31 protein-coding genes are annotated in these 23,620 nt (G+C 57.9%); 17 read left to right on the forward strand and 14 right to left on the reverse strand.

The genetic code is table 11. From position 1 onward, the window contains the following. The first annotated feature begins 19 nt into the window (after positions 1-19). Together SIB42_RS11315 and SIB42_RS11320 are read left to right on the forward strand one after the other, a co-directional pair. Positions 20-1,261, forward strand: a complete 1,242-nt coding sequence (locus SIB42_RS11315) for an FAD-binding oxidoreductase (RefSeq protein WP_067097012.1) — start codon at positions 20-22, stop codon at positions 1,259-1,261. Positions 1,262-1,291: 30 nt separating this feature from the next. Next, entirely contained in the window at positions 1,292-2,872 is a 1,581-nt protein-coding gene (locus tag SIB42_RS11320; protein ID WP_067097009.1) for a SulP family inorganic anion transporter, read from the forward strand. A gap of 51 nt (positions 2,873-2,923) precedes the next feature. Here SIB42_RS11320 and SIB42_RS11325 read toward each other — a convergent pair whose 3' ends face one another. Further along, positions 2,924-3,247, reverse strand: a complete 324-nt coding sequence (locus tag SIB42_RS11325) for a hypothetical protein (RefSeq protein WP_067097006.1) — start codon at positions 3,245-3,247, stop codon at positions 2,924-2,926. A 114-nt stretch (positions 3,248-3,361) separates the two neighbouring features. Between SIB42_RS11325 and SIB42_RS11330 the strand changes: the two genes are divergently transcribed. The 6 genes from SIB42_RS11330 (at position 3,362) to SIB42_RS11355 (ending at position 8,327) form a co-directional block, all read left to right on the forward strand. Further along, the gene (locus SIB42_RS11330; protein ID WP_067097003.1) at positions 3,362-4,414 is read left to right on the forward strand and encodes an amino acid ABC transporter substrate-binding protein; all 1,053 of its coding nucleotides are present in this window, start codon (positions 3,362-3,364) and stop codon (positions 4,412-4,414) included. Between the two features lie 10 nt (positions 4,415-4,424). After that, positions 4,425-5,324, forward strand: a complete 900-nt coding sequence (locus SIB42_RS11335; RefSeq protein WP_067097000.1) for an ABC transporter permease subunit — start codon at positions 4,425-4,427, stop codon at positions 5,322-5,324. Between the two features lie 24 nt (positions 5,325-5,348). Then, entirely contained in the window at positions 5,349-5,849 is a 501-nt protein-coding gene (locus SIB42_RS11340; RefSeq protein WP_067096997.1) for an HdeD family acid-resistance protein, read from the forward strand. Next, positions 5,849-6,889 carry an amino acid ABC transporter permease gene (locus SIB42_RS11345; protein ID WP_067096993.1) on the forward strand — a complete coding sequence of 347 codons (1,041 nt, stop codon included), beginning with the start codon at positions 5,849-5,851 and terminating at the stop codon, positions 6,887-6,889. The genes SIB42_RS11340 and SIB42_RS11345 overlap by 1 nt, the downstream gene beginning before the upstream one ends. Next, complete coding sequence (locus SIB42_RS11350) at positions 6,886-7,629, forward strand: amino acid ABC transporter ATP-binding protein (RefSeq protein WP_067096990.1); 744 nt, start codon at positions 6,886-6,888, stop codon at positions 7,627-7,629. Before SIB42_RS11345 ends, SIB42_RS11350 begins: the two co-directional genes overlap by 4 nt. Before the next feature lie 191 nt (positions 7,630-7,820). Then, positions 7,821-8,327, forward strand: coding sequence for a hypothetical protein (locus tag SIB42_RS11355; RefSeq protein ID WP_067096987.1), 507 nt, complete (start codon positions 7,821-7,823; stop codon positions 8,325-8,327). Here SIB42_RS11355 and SIB42_RS11360 read toward each other — a convergent pair. Continuing rightward, the gene (locus SIB42_RS11360; protein WP_413327993.1) at positions 8,306-8,506 is read right to left on the reverse strand and encodes a hypothetical protein; all 201 of its coding nucleotides are present in this window, start codon (positions 8,504-8,506) and stop codon (positions 8,306-8,308) included. The two genes, SIB42_RS11355 and SIB42_RS11360, sit on opposite strands and share 22 nt — an antisense overlap. Before the next feature lie 103 nt (positions 8,507-8,609). Between SIB42_RS11360 and SIB42_RS11365 the strand changes: the two genes are divergently transcribed. Then, positions 8,610-9,527, forward strand: coding sequence for an AEC family transporter (locus SIB42_RS11365; RefSeq protein ID WP_231856461.1), 918 nt, complete (start codon positions 8,610-8,612; stop codon positions 9,525-9,527). Here SIB42_RS11365 and SIB42_RS11370 read toward each other — a convergent pair. Continuing rightward, entirely contained in the window at positions 9,502-10,062 is a 561-nt protein-coding gene (locus tag SIB42_RS11370; protein WP_156485246.1) for an alpha-ketoglutarate-dependent dioxygenase AlkB family protein, read from the reverse strand. The two genes, SIB42_RS11365 and SIB42_RS11370, sit on opposite strands and share 26 nt — an antisense overlap. Positions 10,063-10,201: 139 nt before the next feature. Between SIB42_RS11370 and SIB42_RS11375 the strand changes: the two genes are divergently transcribed. Then, positions 10,202-10,504 (forward strand): hypothetical protein, encoded by a 303-nt coding sequence (locus tag SIB42_RS11375; RefSeq protein ID WP_067096981.1) that lies wholly within the window; start codon positions 10,202-10,204, stop codon positions 10,502-10,504. A gap of 9 nt (positions 10,505-10,513) precedes the next feature. Here SIB42_RS11375 and SIB42_RS11380 read toward each other — a convergent pair whose 3' ends face one another. From SIB42_RS11380 to SIB42_RS11390, 3 genes are all read right to left on the reverse strand, one after another. After that, positions 10,514-10,648, reverse strand: a complete 135-nt coding sequence (locus SIB42_RS11380) for a hypothetical protein (RefSeq protein ID WP_255359915.1) — start codon at positions 10,646-10,648, stop codon at positions 10,514-10,516. Positions 10,649-10,702: 54 nt separating this feature from the next. Beyond that, entirely contained in the window at positions 10,703-10,891 is a 189-nt protein-coding gene (locus SIB42_RS11385; protein WP_067096978.1) for a hypothetical protein, read from the reverse strand. Positions 10,892-11,004: 113 nt separating this feature from the next. Then, the gene (locus SIB42_RS11390; RefSeq protein WP_231856460.1) at positions 11,005-11,658 is read right to left on the reverse strand and encodes a hypothetical protein; all 654 of its coding nucleotides are present in this window, start codon (positions 11,656-11,658) and stop codon (positions 11,005-11,007) included. Positions 11,659-11,789: 131 nt separating this feature from the next. Here SIB42_RS11390 and SIB42_RS11395 point away from each other — a divergent pair, with 131 nt between their 5' ends. The 3 genes from SIB42_RS11395 to SIB42_RS11405 all read left to right on the forward strand — a co-directional run bounded on the left by SIB42_RS11395 (position 11,790) and on the right by SIB42_RS11405 (position 13,230). After that, complete coding sequence (locus tag SIB42_RS11395) at positions 11,790-12,413, forward strand: DUF938 domain-containing protein (protein WP_067096972.1); 624 nt, start codon at positions 11,790-11,792, stop codon at positions 12,411-12,413. A gap of 167 nt (positions 12,414-12,580) precedes the next feature. Next, entirely contained in the window at positions 12,581-12,817 is a 237-nt protein-coding gene (locus tag SIB42_RS11400; protein ID WP_067096969.1) for a hypothetical protein, read from the forward strand. Then, entirely contained in the window at positions 12,814-13,230 is a 417-nt protein-coding gene (locus SIB42_RS11405) for a hypothetical protein (protein WP_067096966.1), read from the forward strand. Before SIB42_RS11400 ends, SIB42_RS11405 begins: the two co-directional genes overlap by 4 nt. 21 nt (positions 13,231-13,251) lie before the next feature. Here the strand turns inward: SIB42_RS11405 and SIB42_RS11410 are convergent, their stop codons facing one another. From SIB42_RS11410 to SIB42_RS11430, 5 genes are read right to left on the reverse strand one after another with little or no spacing between them, the layout of a single operon-like run. Further along, the gene (locus SIB42_RS11410; RefSeq protein ID WP_067097173.1) at positions 13,252-13,920 is read right to left on the reverse strand and encodes a GDSL-type esterase/lipase family protein; all 669 of its coding nucleotides are present in this window, start codon (positions 13,918-13,920) and stop codon (positions 13,252-13,254) included. A gap of 28 nt (positions 13,921-13,948) precedes the next feature. Continuing rightward, the gene (locus tag SIB42_RS11415) at positions 13,949-15,466 is read right to left on the reverse strand and encodes a phosphonate ABC transporter (protein WP_231856459.1); all 1,518 of its coding nucleotides are present in this window, start codon (positions 15,464-15,466) and stop codon (positions 13,949-13,951) included. A gap of 8 nt (positions 15,467-15,474) precedes the next feature. Next, a complete protein-coding gene (locus tag SIB42_RS11420; RefSeq protein ID WP_067096963.1) occupies positions 15,475-16,233 on the reverse strand; it encodes a phosphonate ABC transporter ATP-binding protein in 759 nt (252 codons plus the stop codon). Continuing rightward, positions 16,230-17,129: a putative selenate ABC transporter substrate-binding protein gene (locus tag SIB42_RS11425; protein ID WP_067096960.1), complete on the reverse strand. Its 900-nt coding sequence runs from the start codon at positions 17,127-17,129 to the stop codon at positions 16,230-16,232. Before SIB42_RS11425 ends, SIB42_RS11420 begins: the two co-directional genes overlap by 4 nt. A gap of 41 nt (positions 17,130-17,170) precedes the next feature. Further along, positions 17,171-18,349 (reverse strand): pyridoxal phosphate-dependent aminotransferase, encoded by a 1,179-nt coding sequence (locus tag SIB42_RS11430; protein WP_067096956.1) that lies wholly within the window; start codon positions 18,347-18,349, stop codon positions 17,171-17,173. A gap of 147 nt (positions 18,350-18,496) precedes the next feature. Between SIB42_RS11430 and SIB42_RS11435 the strand changes: the two genes are divergently transcribed. The 4 genes from SIB42_RS11435 to SIB42_RS11450 all read left to right on the forward strand — a co-directional run bounded on the left by SIB42_RS11435 (position 18,497) and on the right by SIB42_RS11450 (position 22,217). Beyond that, positions 18,497-18,907 (forward strand): VOC family protein, encoded by a 411-nt coding sequence (locus SIB42_RS11435; RefSeq protein ID WP_067097166.1) that lies wholly within the window; start codon positions 18,497-18,499, stop codon positions 18,905-18,907. Then, on the forward strand, positions 18,907-19,461 hold the full coding sequence (locus SIB42_RS11440; RefSeq protein ID WP_067096953.1) for a uracil-DNA glycosylase: 555 nt from the start codon (positions 18,907-18,909) through the stop codon (positions 19,459-19,461). The genes SIB42_RS11435 and SIB42_RS11440 overlap by 1 nt, the downstream gene beginning before the upstream one ends. Before the next feature lie 130 nt (positions 19,462-19,591). After that, positions 19,592-20,827: a (E)-4-hydroxy-3-methylbut-2-enyl-diphosphate synthase gene (ispG, locus tag SIB42_RS11445; RefSeq protein ID WP_067096949.1), complete on the forward strand. Its 1,236-nt coding sequence runs from the start codon at positions 19,592-19,594 to the stop codon at positions 20,825-20,827. Positions 20,828-20,864: 37 nt separating this feature from the next. Next, the gene (locus tag SIB42_RS11450) at positions 20,865-22,217 is read left to right on the forward strand and encodes a S41 family peptidase (protein WP_067096946.1); all 1,353 of its coding nucleotides are present in this window, start codon (positions 20,865-20,867) and stop codon (positions 22,215-22,217) included. On the opposite strand, the gene SIB42_RS11455 is transcribed toward SIB42_RS11450, so the two are convergent. The 3 genes from SIB42_RS11455 to SIB42_RS11465 all read right to left on the reverse strand — a co-directional run bounded on the left by SIB42_RS11455 (position 22,208) and on the right by SIB42_RS11465 (position 23,557). Then, positions 22,208-22,732 (reverse strand): hypothetical protein, encoded by a 525-nt coding sequence (locus SIB42_RS11455; protein ID WP_067096943.1) that lies wholly within the window; start codon positions 22,730-22,732, stop codon positions 22,208-22,210. The genes SIB42_RS11450 and SIB42_RS11455 overlap by 10 nt on opposite strands. 43 nt (positions 22,733-22,775) lie before the next feature. After that, complete coding sequence (locus SIB42_RS11460) at positions 22,776-23,219, reverse strand: hypothetical protein (protein ID WP_231856458.1); 444 nt, start codon at positions 23,217-23,219, stop codon at positions 22,776-22,778. A 170-nt stretch (positions 23,220-23,389) separates the two neighbouring features. Then, a complete protein-coding gene (locus tag SIB42_RS11465) occupies positions 23,390-23,557 on the reverse strand; it encodes a hypothetical protein (protein WP_197459917.1) in 168 nt (55 codons plus the stop codon). Positions 23,558-23,620: the final 63 nt, after the last annotated feature.

A 23,620-nucleotide genomic window follows, 5' to 3' on the forward strand; every position in this document is an offset into this window, starting at 1 on the left:
CGGCCGTAAAACAAAGACCATGAACCCGCTGGCGAGTGATGCAAACACCCTTGGTTGCCTGACTCCCGGTCCGGAGTTGTTAAAGCAGCTGATGCGGCAACCGCTTGGAGCAACACCCCTGCGGGTTTGCTCAGGTGGGAGCAGCAGTCGCTGCGCAGCCAATGGCTGCTGGACAGTGGATCTGCAACGACATCGGGAAGTCAGCTACCACGAGAACTCCCGAGAAATCGAATTCGGCACCGGTCTGACGATGACCGAGCTGCTGCAGGTCTTAAGAGCATCAAACCGCAGCATTCCCATTGGACTTGCCGGCCTGACCGGAAGCGGCTTCATCCTCACGGGAGGGATGGGTCCCTTGAGCCGCTCTCAAGGCCTCGCTGTCGACTCCATCACTGCCATCGAAGGGATCTGGGGATCAGGTGAGTCCTTTTCCTTTTCGGAAGATCACACAACAGTGGATGGACGCCGCTGGCGCGGACTGATGGGTGCCTCACCGTTCCTGGCTGTGGTCACACGCCTGCGCCTGCAGACCCAACAAATCCAACCATTGCGAGTACGCCATGGCTTGATCAGTCCCTCGTTACTCCCCGAACTGCTGCAAATGGCGGAGCAATGGCCTGAAACATGCAGCCTGCAATGGAGCTGGGGCGACAGGTTGGAGATCTACGCAGTGGACTGCAGCTCCAAGGAGACAACACCCCAAACGCTGACGGGACTTGATCCGATCCTGGGAACAGATCAGCACGCTGCCGTTCAGCACTGCGCGGATCAACTGGAGCAGCCAACCTTTGGCAAACTCGCCTCTGAAACCGGTTCGTCCATTGCGGCTCATAGCGAGGTGACCGGTCGTCTGGGTCCAGCCCTGGGGCGTCAGGCTGGCCCGTTGATTGAGCGACTGAGCGCGCGACTCAATGAACGACCTCATCGTGGATGTCGCATCAGCGCTCAGCAACTCGGCGGAGCAACAGCGCGAATCGACCGTCAGCGCACTTCATTCATTCACCGCGATTCGGTCTGGAAACCATGGATCACAGCAAGCTGGAATCCTGGAGATCTTTCAGGGCGGGAGCGCAGCCTGCAATGGATGGATCAGGTCAGTGACGACCTCCGCCAGGCCTTCCCGGGATTGCATCTCGCACAATTGCATGACCATTTGCCCAACCATCGCCAGGAACTGGTCGATGCCTTCGGCGAGTGGTTGCCGGAACTGCGCCAACTCAAGAGCGAACTGGATCCGGAGGGACGATTGCCGCCGCTCTGAACTACGGTCCCTGCACCCAACAGATGATTGATGGCCTCAGGATCCGCGCCTCGGCAGTTGAATCTCGGCTTTGGCAACCCAAGCAAGGAACTGCTGTCCGGACTTGTGGTGGCCTTCGCCATGATTCCGGAGGCGATTGCGTTCTCCGGCATCGCGGGTGTGGATCCGCAGGTCGGCCTGTTCGGAGCATTTCTGCTGTCGATCACGATCGCTTTCGTCGGTGGTCGCTCGGCAATGATCACCTCCGCCACCGGCTCCACGGCACTACTGATGACCGGTCTGGTCGCAACAGGGGAAGCGCGCGGCGAAGGGTTGGGGCTGACCTACCTCTTGGTTGCCGGGGTTGTGACAGGCATCCTGCAGATTCTCTGGGGTTGGCTGCGCCTGGCTTACCAGATGCGTTTCGTGCCTCTTGGCGTGCTGAGCGGATTTGTGAACGCGCTGGCGCTGCTGATCTTCCAGGCACAGTTTCCTCAACTGGGCATCAATCTTCACTTCGGCGAATCAGACGTGGCGGGCCACGCCCATGACCTGCTGCCCCATGGCAGCCAGATTCAGATCGTCTGGGGACTGGTCCTGCTTGGTCTGGTGATCATCTATGGATTGCCGCGCCTCACACGACTGGTGCCATCACAGCTGGTGGCCATCGTTGTGCTGACCGTGATCTCGATCGGTTTCAGCCTGGAGATCCCCACCGTCAGCAGCCTCGGGGACTTGCCAACCGGACTGCCGCTGCCGAGCTGGCCCTTCGGTTCGCCTGCCGACATGAAAGTGCCCTTCAGCCTCGAGACCTTGGGCATCGTTCTACCAACGGCCCTGGCCATCTCACTTGTTGGCCTGATGGAAACCTTCCTGACCCAAGACATCCTCGACGACCGCACCGACAGCAACTCCAACAAGAACGTCGAAGCACGAGGTCAGGGCATTGCCAACATCGTGTCTTCACTGTTTGGTGGCATGGCGGGCTGCGCCCTCGTTGGTCAGTCGGTGATGAATATCGACAACGGCGGACGCACCCGGCTCTCCACTCTCTTTTCAGGGGTCAGCCTGCTGGCCATGATTCTCCTGGGCCGGCCATGGCTCGAACAAATCCCCATGGCGGCACTGGTGGCTGTGATGATCAGCATCGCCGTGAGCACAGCTGACATCGCTGGACTGCGTCGCCTTCGGGCAATCCCGAAGAGCGACACGGCGGTGATGCTGATGACCTTCGCCGTCACCATGCTCACCACCCCACATAATCTTGCGCTTGGAGTGATTGCAGGGGTTGCGCTGGCAGGCATCCTGTTCAGCCGCAAGGTAGCCAAGGTGATTCGTGTTGATGCTGTTGATGTGAATGAGGAGATGCGCCGCTACGTCGTCACCGGGCAGCTGTTTTTCGTCAGCAAAATCTATTTTCTTCAGGGATTTGACGTTCATGATCATCCCAGTCAAATCACGATTGATCTTTCAGCAGCTCATATCTGGGATCAAAGCGGTGTCAGCGCACTCAACCAGGTCATCCGCAAGCTTCAGCAAGGTGGGTCAAAGGTCGAAGTTCAAGGATTAAACGAAGAAAGTCTCAATCTTTTCGAGCGAATCGGTTCTCAGCCTGAAGGGGGCCATGGCTGAGGGGGGGGGGGAATTGACAAGGCTGCGATCCAAACAGATGAATCAACAGGTTCACTGGCCGCTGTAAAGAAGCCCCAAGCAGGATGAGAAGTCATTGCGCATTCCTTGCAATCGCTGTTCGATCTGCTGATCGCTGGAATGCTCTTGGAGATAGCGCTCGGTCACGTCATTCCCGATGCTCATCACGAGGCAAAGAGTCTGGAGATCGTCGGTATCAACGGCACGCTGCTTGGCTCCCTCAAGCATCACGTTGAGCAAGGCCATCTTGTTGTTGTATGCCTGTCGGTCACCGAGCTGCCAGCTCAAAGCAGGAGAACCAACCACGGACAGTACAAACGCCATGGCAAACAAGGATCCCGGTCGGAACCGAGACATCTTTCGGCTCTTGATCAACATGCTGAAGACAGTAGAGATTCCCTCCAAGGTCAGCAGACATCCTTATCAAAACTCTCGAAGTTCTGACAAAATTGCCCTTCAAGGATCACTCTTATGACGAAGCGTCGCTCACTGATCTCCCTTCTCTCCGCATGCCTGGCAATTTCAGCCTGCGCAACCCTTGGAGATGGCGATGCATCAAGGGTGGATTTGATTCGCAAAAGGGGAGAACTGCGATGCGGCGTCAGCGGAAAGATCCCAGGTTTCAGCTTCCTCCAGAGAGATGGCAGCTATGCGGGCCTTGATGTGGATCTATGCAAGGCCTTCGCAGCAGCGATCATCGATGACCCCAGCAAGGTGCAATACAGACCGCTCACAGCGCCGGAACGATTCACAGCACTGAAAACTGGAGAGATCGATCTTCTTTCACGCAACACAACGTTCAACCTCAGTCGAGATGCTGCAGGTGGAAATGGCGTGAGTTTCGCGCCAGTCGTTTTCCACGATGGGCAGGGGTTATTGGTGCAACGAAACAGCGGAATCCGCAGTCTTAAAGATCTCAAAGGTCAGTCGATCTGTGTTGGCTCAGGCACCACGACCGAACAGAATCTGAATGATGCGTTTCAGTCACTCGGGCTGCCATATAAGCCGATCAAATATCAGGATCTCAACCAAGTGGTTGCTGGTTATCTCCAGGGACGTTGCCAAGCAATGACATCAGACCGTTCGCAACTGGCATCAGCACGCTCAGGGTTTGAGCGACCTGAGCAGCACGTCATTCTTGGCGATATTCTCAGCAAGGAACCTCTGGCTCCCCTGTCTTCAGGTGGTGATCAACAACTCTCAGACGCCATGCGCTGGGTGGTTTATGCAGTGATCACAGCAGAGGAGATGGGAATCACCCAGGCCAATGTCGACAACAAGCTTCAAGAGGCGCAGAACAATCCTGATCTGACGAAGTTGCGACGGTTTCTCGGTGTTGAGGGTGATCTAGGCGACAAGCTGGGCCTCAGCAATGATTTCGTGGTGAACGTGATCAGGGCCACCGGCAACTACGGAGAGATCTACAACCGACACCTGGGACCAGACAGCGCCGTTCCGATCCCACGCGGACTCAATCAGTTGCATCGCGATGGAGGTGTCATCACCGCGCCACCATTCCAATGAAACCGTTCCCATGAAACGGAAACGCTTCCCATGGCTTGAGATCGTCCTGTTGATCTTGGTTCTCACGCTTGTGGGAATTCTGGTCAACAACCTGGCGGTGAATCTGATCCGCACAGGCTTAGGGCTGAGTTTCGAATGGCTCTGGCAGCCTGCAGGATTCGCACTCAGCGAACACACACTTCCCTATCAACCAGGAGACAGCACAGCCTGGGCTTTGCTGGTGAGCTGGCTCAACAGCCTCCGGGTGATCGCATGCAGCATCGTGCTGGCCACGGTGCTGGGTGTTGGGGCCGGAGCTGCAAGACGAAGTCTCAATCCCCTACTCCGGCAGCTGGCGGCCTTGTACGTGGGCTTGATCCGCCAAATCCCATTGCTGCTGCAGCTGCTCTTCTGGTATTTCGTGGCTTTTCTTGGCCTGCCATCCGAACCGATGGCTCCCGTTGGAGCGCTGATCAGCCTCTCCAATCAAGGCGTCGCCATCCTCGGTCTGAACCTGAGCGTGGAGTTTTCTGCGGTTTTGGTGGGCTTAAGCGTCTTCACTGGTGCGGCGATCGCGGAGGTGGTTCGCGGCGGGCTCGACTCCGTCCCTAAAGGACAGTGGGAAGCATTCCGCAGCCTGGGAATCAGCGAACTCCTGGGCCTGAAAAAGGTTGTGTTGCCACAGGCTTTGCCGGCCATTCTTCCGGCCCTGAGCAGTCAGTATTTAAATCTGGCCAAAAACAGCACGCTGGCAATCGCCGTTGGCTTTGCAGATCTCTACGCCGTGAGTGATACAGCGATCACTCAGACCGGTAGAGCCATCGAAGGATTCCTGATCCTTTTGCTGAGCTTTCTTGCACTGAATCTTCTGATCAATGGAGGCATGCAGGTGCTGAATCGAATCGTGGTTCGTCCTGCACAGCGCACCTAGCATCAATTGATCAGTCCTTAGCCCATGAATTCCCGTCGTATCGCTGCAGTGCTGCTGGTCATCGCTGCAATCGCTGCGATCCTGCTTCCCTTTGTTTCCGCAACTCTTCTCACCATTGGAATTGGTGGAATCGCATTTGCCGCAGGCATCGGTCAGTTTCTACGACTCGGCGAGGAGAGCAACAGTCAGGGAAAACTATTCCGCGTTCTCTCAGCACTGCTGTACATCGGTGGCTCAATCTTCATCCTGATTGATCCCATCGACAGTGAAGTCAGCCTGACCTTGTTTGCAGGAATCCTGCTGTTGGTCGAAGGTGTCATGGAGCTTGCCTCAGGAGCCAGTGCATCAGGTCCAGCCGGTGGCTTGAGCCTTGTTGATGGCATACTCACCTCCTTAATTGGCGTTCTGCTGGTGTTGGAATGGCCGTCCGACAGCCTCTGGGCACTGGGAACTCTGTTCGGAGTCGCGTTGTTCACTTCAGCTCTCAAGCTGTTCAGCTCACCAGCGGAGCAGCCCGGGAATTGATGACCGGGTCACGGACTGCCTATCGAAAACGACTCCACCAGGCCAAACTTCATCCACTGCAGACACTGCTCAGCGTTGTGATCCTGGCCCTGATCGCTTGGGTCGTCTGGTCCACAGCGAGCTGGCTGGTTTTTGGTGCTAACTGGTCTGTGGTCTCTGAAAATCTGCCGCTTTTCGCCGTTGGGGCCTATCCGGAGAACGAGCGCTGGAGACCTTGTCTTTGGCTTGGATTGTTATGCCTGATGACGGCAGCAACTTTGTTGCAGCCTCTCGTGTCCGCACGCTGGCGACTCAGTGGATTAGCTCTGTCATGGTGCTGGCTCGCCATGCTCCCGTTGGGCCTGCTGCTGCTCGCAGGCGGAGCTGGATTGCCGACCGTGAGCTCCAGAGATTGGGGTGGTTTGACGCTCACGGTCCTGCTCACCGGCTTCAGCGGTCTTCTGGCTTTGCCACTGGGGGTCCTGCTGGCCCTTGGGCGCAGAAGCAAGCTGACGCTGCCACGCCATCTCTGTCGCTTTTACATCGATGGAATGCGAGCCGTACCGTTAATTGCCGTGCTGTTTTTCGGACAGCTGCTTCTTCCTCTGTTTCTGCCTGTCGACATCGAAATCAATCGTGTGCTCAGAGCCGTCGTGGCCTTCGCTCTGTTTGCGGCCGCCTATGTCGCCGAGGATGTCCGCGGAGGTTTACAAGCCATTCCGGGTACTCAGCTCGAAGCAGCGGCCGCTCTGGGGCTGGGTCCATGGCAGATCCAACAGCTCGTGGTTTTGCCTCAAGCTCTGCGCGTGGCTGTGCCGGCACTCACGAATCAAGCCATTGGCCTGCTCCAGAACACCAGCTTGATGGCCATCCTTGGACTGGTGGAACTGCTCGGGATCAGCCGCAGCCTGCTGGCCAACCCTGCCTATATCGGCCGACACCTCGAGACCTACATCTGGCTTGCAGGGCTGTACTGGCTGGTGTGCACCTCCATGGCCCTCATGGCTCGCCAGCTTGAACGTCAGGGCCCCTCTGCCTCCACTTCAGCCATTCCTTCATGACCATTGCCGTCAGAGCCGAATCCATCACCAAGAGCTTCAACGGTTCACAAAAAGCGCTCGATCAGGTGAACCTCAGCGTCAACCACGGCGAAGTGCTGGTGGTCATGGGACCCTCCGGTTCCGGCAAGAGCACGCTGATTCGCACATTCAACGGGCTTGAGGCCATCGATGCCGGGCAACTGAAGATCGTCGGCATCCCTCTGGATACCGATCAGGATGAACGGCAGATCCGACGGATTCGCCGTCGTGTCGGGATGGTGTTCCAACAATTCAACCTGTTCCCGCATCTATCGATCCTCGACAACATCACGTTGGCACCGATCCGTGTGAGGAAGATCAGCAAAGCCAATGCAGAAGAACGGGCTCGCGGCCTTTTGGCACAAATGGGGATTGCCGACCAGGCCATGAAATATCCCTCTGAATTGAGCGGAGGTCAGCAACAACGGGTGGCCATCGCCAGAGCACTGGCCATGGATCCCGAGCTGATGTTGTTTGACGAGCCCACCAGTGCCCTGGATCCAGAACGGGTTAAGGAAGTGCTGGATGCCATGCGCAGACTTGCTGCCGATGGCATGACGATGATTGTTGTGACCCATGAGCTCGGATTCGCGCGTGAAGTCGCCGACCGGGTCTTGTTCATGGATGCAGGTCGGGTCGTGGAACTGACGGACTCATCCACATTCTTCACCCAGGCAAAGGAGGAACGCAGCCGACGTTTTCTCAATCAAATGGCGCACTGATCAGGATCTGGTCCGCAGGAACCTGTTGTTTTGCCAAGGACTTGGCCATGGTGAGGATGTGTTGGAGAGATCGCACATCAATGCTGATCGTGGAGAACAGAACGAAGGATGCAGCCAGACTTGATCTGGAGCTCTGCAGGCCAGGCAACCGAACGATCCAGTTATCGGCTCACCCACACCCGTAACGCGTTATGGACCAACGCGAACGGGTTCAGCAGCTGTGCGAAGACCACGCCGAAGATCTCCGCGACCTTGCCATCGAAGTGGGGGCTCATCGTCAGTGGGATCTAACCCTGCCCGTCGCGGTGATCGATGCCCGTTCCGATAGACGACGATTCCACGTCACTGCGGTGGGAACGATCGGCAATGTTGTCCGGGTCTCCACGACCATTGACCATCCACTGATGCAACAGCTGTTCGAACTGATCCAGACCAGGAGTGATCAGTCCGCATTGGAGCTCATGCTCAGCAATGTCGACTATGGAGAGGAGTTTGCAGGACTCTTCGAGGTCTATCGCGAAGAACGCAGCGGTGGAGCACCTCTATGGAGCGCGTCGGATGCGGCATCCTTCGTTGTCAAATCCAAGGAAGCCTTCGACGACCGAGAACTTGCCGTCGTGGCCTTGCTGCCAAGCGATCCACATGACGTGGTGACGTTTGGCATCCCACTTCGCTACTACTGGATCGAGACAAGCTGATCCACACGGTTATGGAGACGCAGCAGCGCATCCTCTGCCGCCGAGAGCTCCCGTTCGGTCACCAACCAACGCTCATTACCAAAAGGGAGGCTGGCCACCTGATCAGACAGCTCCAGCTGCAGCTGCTGGCATCGCTCAGCCAGGGTCGCGCTGAGCTGAAGAAAATGCCGTTGTATCAAGCAGGAGGGTGCGGCGACGCTCAAAATGACCCCTTGGCACGGACGGATAGAAGTCTGGCACAAGGGGCTTGGTTTCTACTGTTGATGTGTTGATGCATGCCCCGTGCTGAACCTCCTCTGGGAGATGGCTCCCTGCCTGCTCGGGGGAGCACTGATTGGACGATGGCGACCCCAGTGGATCGCACCACTAGCCCTTCCGCTGGTGCGATTTGGCGTTCCTTTGAGCCTGATGGGGCTACTGCTGCATGGCGGAATCAACGGGTCGCTGTTTGGGATGGCGCTGCTCGCGGTTGCAGCCATCGCACTCATGCTGGTGATCCTGCACTTGTTGAGTTCTGGCATCGCTGCTCTGGGCCAGCCGGATCTGCAGATGGGCAGCTGCATCGGCAACACGGCTTACTTCGGGATTCCAGCCACCCTGGCCCTGCTTCCACCGGAGGCGCTAGCGGTGAGCATTGGCTACGACCTGGGCGCAACCCTTTTGACCTGGAGCCTGGGACCTCTCTGGCTCAGCCGAAGAGGCCAAGCGGGAACCACCCGTGGGCGCTGGCGGGATCTGCTTGGACATCTCAGCGCCAGTCCAGCCACTAGGGGATTGCTTGGGGCACTGATCGTGAAGGCAACCCCGTGGCATGAACCAATCCGTGATGCTCTTTGGCTGCCATCGCGAGCTGTGATCGTGCTGGCGCTGGTTGTGGTGGGCATGCGGCTGGGGGATATCGCTGCACGAAAGCTGAAGAGCCCGGGAGTCGATCTAACTGCTCCGCTGATCTACAAACTTGTGGTGTTTCCGACCCTCATGCTGCTGATCAGCCTGGCCTTTCCCCTGCCTGGCTATGCACGTCAGGCGTTGGTTCTGCAGGCAGCTGCCCCAACCGCAATTTCCGTTCTGCTGATCGCTGAATCCGAACAAGTGAACTCAGCCAGACCAGCACAACTGATCTTGATCAGCACACTTGTCGCGCTGATCACTGTGCCGATTTGGGGTCTGCTGATCAGTCCACTGAACGGAACACCCTGAACGTGAGGTTGAGCCTTGCTTGCTTCACACGCTTTCTGACCGGCAAGCCATGCATCCAGAGCCTCTGACAATCAGGATCCATCAGCAGCAGATCGCCGTCAGCCAGTGAGACATCGCAACGGGCTCCACTGACTCGATGACGGAATTGCAAATCCCTGCTTGATCCCAGCGACAGCGAAGCAATCGGAAACGAGGCATCAATCTCTGGCTCGTCATCAGCGTGCCAGCCCATCCGGTCCTGACCATCGCGATAGAGATTGAAAAGACAGCCATTGAACGGCGCTGAGCTTCTGGACGAGACAAGATCCAGCAGTGGACGGAACCAGTCCGGCCAGCCCTCTCCACGGTGAACTGCACCGCTGTACCGATAGGCAACCTGATGATCGGCCAGAAAAGCCGTCAGTCTTGGCACGCGATGCCATCGTCCATAAACGCGGACCTGCGGCTGATCCCAGTTGATCTGCTGAACGCAGCGATCCATCCAGATCTGGCGGTCGTCAGGCGATAGCCAGGCTGGCTGATGGGTCCAGTTCATCACTTCAACGGCCTCGTTTGCGGCCATCCGCTGCACACCCTCACGGCCGAGCACTCTGGCGCTCACGCAGCCTTGATGGAGCGTGAAGACGGATAACAGGGTGAGCGAAGTTGCCGGGCACTGCCCATAGATTGAAGAGATGGGAGCACGGATCACGCTGGAAACGTTCCTGAAGCGAGCTCAACAGCGCTTCGGTGATCAGTTCGACTACTCCGGTATCCAATGGCGGAGCTTCAAGAGCCCTGTGAAAATCCGTTGTTGCAAACACCCTGTTCAGGAAATCACCATCACGCCTGAACGACACCTCCAGACCACTGGCGGCTGCAAACATTGTCTGCGTGAGCGCCGGGTTGAAGCGCTCGAGCGTGAACTGAATAGAACATCCGCCCAGCCGGCGGCAGAGGTGCCTCGCACCACCGCCAAGGCGATCGCAGCCGAGTGAAAACGGGATTCAACCGTGCAGCTTCTCAAACCAGAAGCCGGCGAGTTGCCAACTCGACAGCAGGAAAATGCCCAGGAACAACCAGTTGAGCCAGGCAGGACGATCCTTCTTTTCGAACATGTGGGCTGAAGTGGATGATGTCATTGTCACCCAGAAGCGCGTCCAATCAATCCAGTTCCAGTGAGCAACTGTGAGTGATCAGGCATTGTCAACCTGAAGAGATCTCTTTAGATCATGCATGCCCTCAAGCTGCTGATGAACGGCTTTGAGCTGTCTTTGAATGTGATCGCTCTGGGGAAGACCACTGAGTGAAGCCAGTGCAAGCTCCAAGTGATGCTTGGCATCAATCAACAGACGACAGTCCAAGCTGCCAGGTTCATAACTCATCCGCAAAAATCAGCTCAGACCATTCAGCGACAGAGCTCGAGCAATGGCTGTGTGAATCACAACACTCTGATGTGTTGCTCGTGACTCCAGCAATCAAACGCAGACTGCCTGCGTCAGCCAGCCACCGCTTCGACTTCGACAACTCTCACAGGGTCCATGAATTGGTTGGTGAGGTAACGCAGCGTGCGGTTCCGGATCAGCTCAACTTCCAAGGCATTCCAGGCGCCACCGACCAGGCAACCCACGAGGGGAATCGTTTTAGTGATCAAGGCTCTCTTCGTCACCCTGCGACCGAAAACCCTTGTCATCACTGCATTAATCAGGCTCAGGCTGCGCTGGTTGATCAATCTGAGCACAACGTCTCGCGTGGTGGTCTTCACAGCCTTAAGACCAAACTCCACAGCCAACTGACTGATCACAGTCGAGCCGAACACAGGAATGAGCAATTCATATCGAGCTGCTTCGCTGTCGAGGAAACCGGGAATCAAGAGTTCGGCCGCACAGGCCGCAGCGAAAAGCTGTGCACGGGTGGTGACGGAAAGATCAGCCAGCGCACCAGCCACACTGAGCAGCGGATTCGCCGCCAAGCCCATGGCAGCGCCGGCTGTGATCACACGCAGACGCACGTCGCTGAAGGCTTGCTCCGCAAGCTCATAGGCCGTCGCATCCGGGAAGCGCCTGCGAAGCAGCATCACTTCCTGACGAACTTTGTTGACGTCAAAACTGATCACCCAGTCGAGATAGTCGGCAACCGAACCGAGCGGCAACGCAATCTCCCGATTGATGCCTTCAAGTTATCGGGAGCTGTCGCTGACTTCATGCTCAACACACATAAAGCAGGCTGAAAGGATGCGCGCAAACCGCCCAACAACAGATTGAAACCGACAGCACTGATCGCATGAATTCCGGCTTCGGCGATGAACGCCTGATCTTCCCTGCAACCCAGCGCAACCGCATCCCGATTGGAGATGTGCTGTCGCAACAGCTCCCATCCAAAGGATTGATTCTTGAAATCGCCAGTGGGTCCGGCGAGCACGGCGTCACCTTCCAGAAACGCTTTCCAGAGCTCACCTGGCAATGCAGTGATCCCGATCCTGAGCATTGCCGAAGCATCGACTCTTGGATTCGTCACGAACAGCTGACCCTGAAGATGCCGGCTGCGCTGCAACTGGACGTGAGAGACAAAGGCTGGCTGAAACAACTGACAGAGCCTGCACAGGCCGTGGTTGCGATCAACCTGCTCCATATTTCTGACTGGAACTGCACAACCGCCCTGTTCACGCAATCAGCGGCAGTGCTGCCAAGCGGTGGAACACTCTGCGTGTATGGGCCCTTCAGCGTTGATGGCCATCACATCAGTGAAAGCAATCGAAGCTTCGATGCCTCCTTACGCGAAAGGAACCCTGACTGGGGAGTACGGGACCAGACGAGCGTTCTGAAACAAGCCTGCACGGCGGGCTTGACGCTTCAGAACATCACCTTGATGCCTGCGAACAACCGCATGATCACCTGGGTCCGCTGAGACCATCAGTGCTCGCGCAGACACCCAGAAGCGACTGACGACAACGATCACGGCACCAAAACCACACAAAACCGGCTCAAAGCAACTCTGAAGCAACTTCACAGTAACTGTCTAGTGACTTCACAGTCACTTCGAGCTATGGTGCAGGTGACGTGAAGACCGAGCGGATGGCGCCCCAACGGGAAAACCAGGTGAAGCTCACGGTTTCCGTTCCACCGAGCCTGCACGTGCTGCTTCGCAGCTGGGCTCAGTGCGAGGGTCGCGAGCTGACCAGCGTGGTCTTGCAGTGTGTTGAGCTGTCTGTACGCCAACTCAAAAGCAACGGTTCGATCCCTGCCGGTGCAGTCCGCAACTACGAAGTGGCCTGCGAAGAACGTCTGGCCGCCGGCAGCGCAACGCCATGAACATCGTTCAGATCGAGGATGCCCTCCTAGCCCCCTGCATGGATGCCGTGATCGCTGTCACGGAGCGCTACCAGTTCCTGGAAATCCACCGTGGCGCACGCGTTTTTACCGCGTACAGAGAGATCGACCATGTGATGTACCTGGGGTTCCAAGACGATCTGAACGAACAGTCCCTCAAACAGCTCAGAGAGCGAGGCTTCCAATTGCTGGAGGCAAGGGAAGGAACACGTCGCGAGCACCGACTGCTCCTCTTGACGTTGAAGGAGATCGGCTACTCCCACAGCTACGGGGAGGGCTATTACGAGGCATCGAGATCTCTCGCTCGCCACTTGCGCAACCTCGGGTGGCCGCTAGGGGCACTCGCACAGCTGCTCAAGAGCCCGCGCATCAACAGAGAAGATTCAACCGGCTGACACGCACGATTCTGATTCTGATCAGCAGGGCATGACCTGTTGCAAGGGCTGCAGCCCAGCCCATTGCTGGAGTGCATTCCAGGAGCGCAGACGTTGCTCGATCCAGGAATGGCCATCGGCATTGAGATGAATGCCATCCGGCTCCAGCCATTGCAACCAGTCAGGCTCAGCCTGCATGGCCCGGTGAAGGCTGAGATAAGGAACATCCACCTCAAGACAGGCTTCCTCGATCTGGGCTTCATGCAGAGCAATGTCGCTGTTGCGGTACCAAAGACAGTCGGCGAATGGCATGGCGTGTTCATCGACAGGCGTCAACCCGAGGACAAAAACGGAGCCATGGGGCTGAATGGCCCGCAGCAGCTGTTCAAAGCCGAAGCGAAAGGCCTGCGCATCAAGAGGTTGTCGGCCGTCAGAGCGACCGACCCGAGCCGTGTCATTGAGCCCCACCGATAACAACAGGGCCTCGGGCTTCTTCCGGCGCAATTCTCCTCGGCAAGACCACTCGCGTTCCCATCGAGCTGACACGGCCTCGAGACCGTCACCGCGAACACCGAGCCCGTAGATCAGCGGCGCATCCGGGAGCTGCATCCAATGGCAGCGAAGACGTTCACACCATCCACCTCGCTCACGATCTCCCCAGCCCACCACGCCGCTGTCTCCAATCACGATCAGTTGACGGGGAGCCCGCATCAATCCACTACTGTTCGGCTGAACAGGGTCAGCTTTGCAGCCAGTGCTGCCGTGACTGATCACTGAGCCATTCACCGATCAGGGTCAGCACCGCATAGGTGGTGATCAACAACAACACCGCCGCCCAGTGAAAGGAACTGAGCGACTCCAACAGTTGCCAGCCCAGACCGCTTCCACCGATCAGACCGACCACCACCGTTTCACGCAGAATCACATCACTGCGATAAGCCCCATAGGCGAGATGGGAAGGGCTCCTGGGACTGAGTAATCCATACAGCCAGCCCATCTGCGAGGACGCACCGCTGCTGGTCAGAGCAACTTGAGCGGAGTTGTCCTGCTGCTGCAAACCCTCCTGCAGCAATCTCCCCATCACACCGCTGTTATGGAGCCCCAGCGCCAGTGCACCAATCGCCAGAGTTGGCTGGTTGCTGAGCAACAACAGAAACACAGCAAGAGGTGGGGGTATCACCCGCACCAGGACCCAAAAGCCACTGATGCAGCGTTGCCAGAGAGGCGCTGGGGTCAGCAGAAGCAGCAATGGCGGCAAGCCAATGGCGATTCCAGCCGCCAGCACAGTCAGGATCAAGGTGTCCCACAGCATCGAGATCCAAGGGAGCTCCTCTGCCGCCAAGCGAAGACTGCTGAAATCAGGCCATTGCAAAGGAAGCCAGATCAGGGAGCCTGCATCGGGAAACAGGTGAGCCAACCAGACACCGCCAAGACCTGCTGACAGCACAACCGCGACGGCAAACCCCATGACCTGGCGCTGTCCGAATTGAGCCTCTTGACCCCAGCTCCTCCAACAGCGGAGTCCCTGCTCCAGAGCAATCGTGACCAGCGTCAACAACCACAGTCCCGTCCACAGTTCATGGAACTGCAGAGATTTCAGACTCAGTTCCAGATCCATCCCCAGACCGCCAAGCCCGAAGACCCCAAGCAAGGTGGCACTACGCAACGCACACTCCAGTCGGTAGCCCCCGTAACTGACCAGCACCGAGCCCATGGCAGGCGACAACGCCGTCATGCAGGCAGCCATGGGAGAAGAGCCGGTCTGGAGCATGGCCTGAAGCCGGGAAGGATCGAGGCTTTGCAGCTGATCGCGCCAGACCCGGGCGATCAGGCATGAATAGGGAATCGAGATCGCCATCACCGCAACCCAGGGATGCAGACCAAGCACCTGCAGAAGCAGCAATCCCCAAATCAGCTCATGGACGGAGCGGGGCAGAGCCATCAGGCGCCGCAGCACGATCGCTGGCCAGACAGGAAGAGACCAGGTGAGCCAGAGACGCTCCGAACTCAGACACCCCAACAACACGCCGAGCACAAGACTCCAGCTCCATCCAGTGAGTGCCGTAGCGATCGTCACCTGCAGACCGATCAGCAAGGCCTTCAACAGAGCCGGATCCATGGAAGGACTGACGGCGCCGACCACAAAGGAACCCAAAATCTCCGCCCCACCGCCATGGGCTCCATTCAGCACCACAATCAGAACCGGCAGCAGAGCAAAAGCCGGCAACAGCACAAGGGCGGGAGCAGTAGGCCGCATTGGAGCAATCACGGCGCATACAGATCGCGCAGATCATTGGCTGAGACAGTCGATGCAGGCGTATCGATCACAAGCCGTCCTGCGCGAAGGCCAAGCACCCGATCAAAACGATCGATCAGCTCTGGGCGATGCAAGGACACCACCACAGCCTGCGCTCCACTGCGCAGAGTGCCATCGGATTCAGGGGTGAGAAGTCTCTCCAAGACTTCGGCCGCGATGGCGGGATCAAGACTGGCAAGGGGTTCATCCGCCAGCATCAGATCAGGTTGTTGTCGAAACAGTCGAGCCAGGGCCACGCGCTGCCGCTGACCTCCCGACAACTGCCCCACAGGAAGATCAAGCCCCGTATCAGCCAGCAGCGATTCCTCCAGACCTGCCTGGCGCAGACAGGATCGACTGGCCTCCGCATCAATCCGAAACAACAGGTTGCCCAAAGCCCATGGCAGGCGACGGCGGCCAAGAGCGCCGGCATTGACGTTCTGCCCAATGCTGAGCTCTTCGATCAGACGCAGGTCCTGCCAGAGGGTGCCGATCCGTGCGCGCTGTCGCCGGCTGAGCGACGCAAGTGCCTCACCCTGAAAGCGCACGTGCCCTGCTGCTGGCAGCAGGCTGCCGTTGAGAACACCAATCAGAGAACTCTTGCCAGCACCGCTGCGTCCGAGCAGGGCGATGCGCTCACCGTTCTGGAGCCTGAGACTGACAGCGTTCAGCCGATCCCCGTGGGGACCGGCAACACGCACCTCATCGAGCTCCAACAACGCTGTCACCTGATCTTGCCCAGCTCCCGGCCCACCTTTTCGATCGGCTTGTACTGACTCGCCTCTGCCGGAATGAAGCGCTTGGCCGCAAACAGCTCAAGAATGGTCACCTGACGCGGCGTGGTGGGCTCAAGGCCGAGGATCGCTTTCTGAAGGCGCGTGGTGAAACCCTTCCCGAACCGCTGATCGAGCTTCGGGCGAACAACCCAGTGGTAATCAACGTATTCAGGCGTTCGCCAGATCACACTCACCTTCTCGGTGTTCACGCGCCCGTCGTTCACCGCTGATGTCCAGACCTGCTCATTGAGCGCACCCGCTTCATAGGCACCGCTCTGCACCACGGCGATCGTGGCGTCATGGCTGCCACTGAATCCGGCTCGACCACCACTGAACTGACTCGGAGTCACTCCGGCTTTGGCAAGAAAATGTTGTGGCATCAAACGGCCGGAGGTCGAGCTCTCTGAACCGAAAGAAAACCGCTTGCCTCGCAGACTGGTGAGACCGTTGATCGAGCTGATCGGTTGCAGCCCGGAGCTTGTGTTGGCAATGAATACACTGCGGAAGCGGGCATCAATGTCGCGCTGAGCAAGCACCTGAGCCCCTGGCGTCTGCAGGCGGGCCTGCACACCGGTGAGGCCACCAAACCAGACGAGATCCAGTCCACCAGTGCGAAAAGCGCTCACAGCCGCTGGGTAGTTGCTGACCGGTACATAGCGCACCTTCACATCGAGGCGATCACTCAATTCGTCTGCCAACTGGCCATAGAGACGATTCAGTCGCTCAGGATTCTGATCAGGAATGGCCCCCACCTTGAATGTGGGCTGAGCAATAACAGGCAAGACCGTTGCCCCTTGGCATAGCAGTACGGCCAGCAGGGCAACGGCCTGGCGTTCTCGTGAAGGCATGTCGCTAAAAACCTTGTGAGTGATGAGAGTGTTTCCCGATCTCAGCCAGCTGGAAGCAAGCGGGCGAGGCGAGACAACCCATCAGCGATCGTCTCACGCGAGACAGCACAGGACAGACGCACGCAGCGGTCGTCTCCAAAGGCGCCACCAGGGACGATGGCCAGCCCCTCCTCCTCCAGAGCCTTCTTACAGAAACTCACCGAATCACCGCATCCGTCGGGAAGCTGGGGAAAGGCGTAAAAGGCTCCATTGGGAGGAACGAGCGTGATGCCTGGGAGGGCCTGGAGCCCCTGAACGAGAATGGTCCGGCGCTCGTTGTAGCTCTCCGCCATTTGTCTCACACAGTCCCTGGAGCCCTCGATGGCGGCGATGGCTCCTCGCTGCGCAAAGCTGCACACATTGCTGGTGCTCTGGCTCTGAAGAGCGGAGGCTGCCTTGATCACTGAGGCGGGGCCACTGAGATAGCCAAGGCGCCATCCGGTCATCGCCCAGCCCTTGGCGAAGCCATTCACCATGAAACATCGATCTCTCAGATCAGGCGCCAGAGCAGCGAAGCTGTGGTGCTCAACGCCGTCATCCAACAGATATTCATAGATCTCATCGGTCATGACCAGCAGACGCGGATGACGCCGCACAAGCTCGGCCAATTGCTGCAACTCATCAAGACTGAGAACACGGCCGGTGGGGTTGCCCGGTGAATTGATCACCAGCAAACGGGTGGCCGGAGTGATTGCTGCCTCGAGGGCCTGCAGATCCAGGCAGAAACCGTCGAGCGCTGACGATGGAACTGAAATCGGCTTTGCACCGGCCAGGCGGGCCATCTCGGGATAACTGAGCCAGTAGGGCGCAGGAATCAACACCTCATCGCCTGGGTTGAGCAACACCTGGAACAGGTTGAAGATGGCCTGCTTGCCCCCGTTAGTCACCAGCACCTCGTCTGCCGTCGTGGGGAGACCGTTTTCGTTGGTGATCTTGCTGGCGATCGCCCGCCTCAGGGCAGGGTCTCCAGCCGCAGGTCCATAACGCGTGACCCCGTCACGCAGCGCCTGGATTGAAGCCTCAACGATGAATGAGGGTGTGCCGAAATCGGGCTCCCCGGCACTGAGGCTGCAGATATCGCGACCCTCCTGCTGCAAGGCCTTGGCCCTTGCACTGATCGCCAAGGTGAGAGAAGGCTGGAGGGCTTCAGCCCGGCTTGAAAGGGATGGCGGGCGTGACATCAGAGCGGCACCCCTCCAGTGGATGCGCAGGTAGAAGCTTGATCATCCTGCCTGATGTGGTGTCAAAAACAACAGAGAAGACGTGTTGTGCACGACAACCCAGAAACGACTCACACAGCCAGGCTCCAGACCAAGGATCATGTCGGAATGACTAGTGACGACATTGCTCTGAGCTGGGTGCTCGCCTCACGCAGTCCCGAGCAACTGGCGAGGTTCTATGCGGATCTTCTGGGCACCAACCCCAAACCTGGCGTGGCAGCACATCACTGGATTGTTCCTCTGCAAGGACAGGCAAGCCTGCAGATTTACACACCCTCACGCAAGCGTCCATGGCCTGCCTCAGGCTCGGCGCTGGCGCCATGCCTGCAACGACGGACAACGGCTGACCCCCTGCTGGAGCTCCAGGCTTGGCATCAGCACGTGATTCAACTCGGAGGCAGAAGCACAGAAGAACCGAGGCTGGAATCTTTCGGAGCGGAATGCTGGCTGGAGGATCCAGAGGGCCAGAGTTTTTTGCTGCTTGTGCTTCGGCCTGAATCATCAGAACGGACGATTTGATGACAAAACCAGCGCTGAACCCGATCAACCTTGGCGAGCAGAGCCCTCAGCTGGTGGTTGGACGTGGCAATCCGAATGCCCGCCTGATGCTGATCGGCGAAGCACCCGGAGCGGAGGAGGATGCCCGTGGTGTGCCGTTCGTGGGTCGCTCAGGACAGCTGCTCAGTGAACTCATGGTCGAAGCAGGCCTGGATGAACAAAACGAGGTCTACATCTGCAATGTGATCAAGTGCAGGCCACCCAACAACCGCAAGCCGACAGCGAAGGAGATCGACATCTCTCGCCCCTGGCTGAGGCAACAGATCGATCTGATTGATCCCACACTCGTGTTGCTCTCAGGCGCCACAGCCCTGCAGGCGCTACTTGGCGTCCGAAGCGGCATCAGCAAGATGAGGGGCCAGTGGCAGAGCCATGACGGCCGCGACTTCATGCCGGTGTTTCATCCCTCCTACCTGTTGCGCTTCCGCTCTCGCGAGGCTGGTACACCCCAGGACCTGACCCTGCAGGATCTGCGAGAAGCCAAACGCCGACTGCAGCTGCTCGAGCTGAACTGAGTTGAGCTGAGCCATTGAGATGCACCAGGGTCCATGTTCACGTTGAGCGCTAAATGTCGCTCGACTGGGACATCAGCAAGTCATTGCGCTGACGTCTATGCCAAGGTTTGGCTCAGAACCCGTCCGATCCATGACCGGCACCTTGACCAGTGCTCCTGTAAGCAGCAGTGAAGTTGCCATCAATCCCCGTTACGACACGGTGATTCGCAGGCGCAGTACGCGCACGGTCATGGTCGGCGAAGTCCCCATCGGCAGTGAGCACCCGGTGGCCGTTCAATCGATGATCAACGAGGACACCCTCGACATCGAAGGATCCGTGGCCGGGATCCGTCGACTCGTTGATGTCGGCTGCGAGATCGTGCGGGTGACCACGCCCACCCTGGCCCACGCCAAAGCCATGGGCCAGATCCGTGCGGCTTTGCGCGCCCAGGGATGCAATGTTCCTCTTGTGGCGGATGTTCACCACAACGGCATTCGGATTGCTCTGGAAGTGGTCAAGCACGTGGACAAGGTGCGGATCAATCCCGGTCTGTTCGTCTTCGACAAACCAGATCCAAACCGACAGGACTTCAGTCAGGAGGAATTCGATGCCATCGGCGAGCGCATCAAGGACAAATTTTCGCCACTAGTCGAAGCACTGAAGAAGGAGAACAAAGCTCTGCGGATTGGGGTGAATCACGGCTCTCTGGCGGAGCGCATGTTGTTCACCTACGGCGATACCCCCGAGGGAATGGTGGCGTCGGCCATGGAATTTGTGCGGATCTGCGACGACCTCGATTTCCACAACATCGTGATTTCGATGAAGGCTTCCAGGGCCCCTGTGATGCTCGCTGCCTATCGAATGATGGCCGACACACTCGACAATGCAGGGTTCAATTTCCCCCTGCACCTTGGAGTGACCGAGGCCGGTGATGGCGATTACGGCCGCATTAAAAGCACCGCAGGAATCGCAACCCTGCTGTCCGAGGGTCTCGGAGACACGATCCGAGTCTCGCTGACTGAGTCTCCTGAAAAGGAAATCCCCGTCTGCTACTCGATTCTGCAGGCCATTGGCTTACGCAAGACCATGGTCGAATACGTGGCCTGCCCGAGCTGCGGTCGCACTTTGTTTAATCTCGAGGAAGTGCTGAATCAGGTGAGAAATGCAACCTCTCACCTCTCCGGGCTAGACATCGCCGTGATGGGATGCATCGTGAATGGTCCGGGCGAGATGGCAGACGCTGACTACGGTTATGTCGGTAAAGGTCCGGGCACCATCGCGCTCTATCGAGGTCGCGAAGAGATCCGCAAAGTCCCGGAAGCCGATGGTGTTCAGGCGTTGATTCAGCTGATCAAAGACGACGGACGCTGGGTCGATCCTGAGTGAACTCGTTAATCTGAAAGGACGGCCCCAAAGGACATCAATGACCACCAAAAGTCCTCGACCGGCTGGTGCACAGCACAAGGGTCTGTTGCTGATGCTCGGGGCAGGTGGCTTGACCGCAGCCATCGCTATTGCGTCACCAGGTCTTGGCCTCCCCAGCACCAATTCCTCATCGATTACCAACAGCCCCAAGGAGGTCATCGACCAGGTCTGGCAGATCGTTTACAGAGATTTTCTCGACTCTTCAGGAAAGTATTCCCCTGAAACCTGGACCAGGCTGAGACGAGATCTGCTGGCCAAGAGCTATGCCGGCACCAATGAGTCTTATGAAGCGATCAGAGGCATGCTCGCCAGCCTCGATGATCCCTACACGCGCTTTTTGGACCCCAAAGAGTTCAAGGAGATGCAGATCGACACCTCCGGAGAGCTCACGGGGGTTGGCATCCAAATCACGCTGGACAAAGACACCAAAGAGATTCTTGTGGTGTCCCCGATTGAAGGCACCCCTGCTTCCAGGGCCGGTGTGCAACCCAAGGACGTCATCGTCTCGATCGACGGCAAACCCACCAAGGGCATGACCACGGAAGATGCTGTGAAGCTGATCCGAGGCCAGGAAGGCAGCCAGGTCACTCTTGGGCTGCGCCGTAATGGGGAAGTGGTCACGGTGCCTCTCAAGAGAGCACGTATCGCCATCAATGCGGTTGAAAGTCGGCTCAATACAGCAGCCGATGGCAAGAAAGTCGGCTATATCCGCCTCAAGCAATTCAATGCCAATGCCGCCCGGGAGATGCGGGCTGCCATCCGTGAGCTCGAACAAGATGGTGCTCAGGGCTATGTGCTCGATCTGCGCAGCAATCCGGGGGGACTACTCGAAGCCAGCATCGACATTGCACGGCAATGGTTGGATGAAGGCACCATCGTCAGCACCAAAACCCGAGATGGCATTCAGGATGTGCGCCGCGCCACTGGCAACGCGCTGACCAACAGTCCTGTTGTGGTGCTGGTGAATGAAGGATCAGCCAGTGCCAGCGAAATTCTCTCCGGGGCACTCCAAGACAACAAACGAGCCGTTCTGGTTGGTCAGAAGACCTTTGGCAAGGGATTGGTCCAGTCCGTCCGTGGCCTCTCCGATGGATCCGGGTTGACGGTCACCATTGCCAAATACCTCACCCCCAAAGGCACCGATATTCACAAGAACGGCATCCGCCCGGATGTGGACGTGAAGCTGAGCGATCAGGAGATCGAATCGCTGACCGTGGAACAGCTCGGAACTGGCAAAGACAGTCAGTACCGGGCTGCCGAAACCACCTTGATCAAAGCGCTGCGATCACCACAACGCGGTCAGGCTTATCAACCAGGATCCGCAAACCTGCGCTCCGCTCTTCATCGATAGGGAAACAATCCAAATCCCTCGCGTTCACTGCGGCTATCCGTGCGAACCGGGTTCCGATTGACGGGGACCGTTGCCATTGATGGGATGGATACAGGGCTGTTCTGAATCCTGCGCACCATGGTTCTGCAGCCTCCAGCTGCGTTGATCGCTCCATCGACAGAGGCCAGTTGGATGCGTTGCCCCCATCGTAGTTCCCATCCCCAGATCTGGCCCTGGCGATCAAGCAGATCAACAGCCTGCGCGCGGCTTAGCTGTCGTTCTCGCATCAAGCATGTGGCTGTGGCCAGTGATGCGAGCTGGAGAGATGAGGTGCGACCTGGCGCTGTTGCCGTGGGGTAACGGGTCAGCGGCCTGGACACGGGCATGACGGGACGTCTTCTTCCCGCAGGAAAAGCTCCGATGGGAAGCCCCCCCATCGGAACAGCGGCCATGGGAACAGCCCCCATCGGCATGGGGCCATTGCCACCGAACAGACCGAGGGCAGCCAGCGCTAGTTGCATCAGTAATGAATTCATGATTAACCCGATGGATCGTGGTGAAACAATGTTTTGACGGCATTCAGACGCGAACCTCAGCTCCGCAATAGCGATCGAACAACTGCAGAACATCGCGTGGAGGGAGCTTGGCGGTGTATCTGGCTTCCAGTTCAGCCAATTGCTGCTGACGGGGATACACACGAATCGAACGCACCTCCGCCGGATGACTCCGCGCAAGGGCTGAGTACATGGCGCGATGGTGCTTCCGATCTGAGATAGGGCCGCCAATGCAGCGCTGCATGCGATGGGTTGCCTCGTGGGCAAGGGTGTCCCAGACCTGGGCTGGGGACCTGTGCGAGCGACAAACCACAAGGGTGTCGCTGCTTGGGTGATACAAACCCTGGAGCCCTCGTTGAGAGCAGTCCCTTTGAACCACACGCACACCAGCCTGCGTGAGCTTGTTGCGCAGAACATCAATGGCTTCCCAGGACACCGCCTGCGCCGGAATGGCTGCAAGGACTGGCAAGCAAACGGCTGGAAGCCAACACCACCAACATCGGAGCAAAGCGTGGCTCAAATGCCCTGAACAGAGTGGGACTGTTCCAGGCTCTTATGCAGAACCAAAAAAACCATCACCCAAACGGGTGATGGTTATGAGGGGATGTGACTGAAAGGAGGTAGGCAGGCTTGGACTTTTCAGGCCACAGGCTGCATCAATCCACCGCCAGGTGAGGAATCATCGTCGTCATTATTCTGCGAATCGTCCTGCCAGAGGGCATAAACACCCAGTGCCGCAGCTCCAATCAGGCTTGAGAACATACCCATGGAACCCACGTTGCTGATTGGATCGATGAATTCGCCCACGTGGTCCATTTTGCTTCGGCCAGCGTAACGAAGAATTGCGCAATGTGTAGGAACTTTCTCATC

Source organism: Synechococcus sp. MIT S9508 (assembly GCF_047303045.1).
Lineage (GTDB): Bacteria > Cyanobacteriota > Cyanobacteriia > PCC-6307 > Cyanobiaceae > Synechococcus_C.